Source organism: Cupriavidus sp. 05T313, from assembly GCF_056396665.1.
In genome coordinates this window covers 1-377 of the sequence record NZ_JBFTLX010000698.1, presented here as the reverse complement: position 1 = coordinate 377, position 377 = coordinate 1, and the positions used below count along the sequence as shown (strand labels likewise).

Sequence of the window (377 nt, the reverse complement as noted above, 5' to 3'; positions counted from 1 at the left end):
TCCTTGAGGTGCAGGTACCCGTCGGGCTCACCGGCCCTATTGGCCAGGATGTAGCGGGAGTAGCCGTGTGCCGCGACGGCCTGCTGGATATCGGCCGGGGTGGCGGTCTCCGGCAGCAGCACCATGTCCGCCATGGGCACCTGGACGTCGGCCACCGTCTTGGCCGTGAATTCGAAGGCATTGGTCAGGGCGCCGGTGGTGTCCTTAAGCATGCCGTCCCGGGTGGACTGCTCCACGATGGTGGCCACCTCGTCCAGCGTGTACGCGCTGGTGGCCTCGTCCTTGGGTTCCACCCGGAAAAGGCGAAGGATCGAGTTGGCGATCCCGTTCAACGTCCAGATCACCGGCTTGAACACCCGGGCCACGAACACCAGGGG

At 65.8% G+C, this 377-nt stretch carries 1 protein-coding gene; it reads right to left on the bottom strand.

Translation table 11 applies throughout. The features are described 5' to 3' along the window. Window positions 1-377 (bottom strand): CNNM domain-containing protein (locus AC1DKD_RS42440; protein WP_477144895.1); only part of this gene is annotated, 377 nt, incomplete at both ends.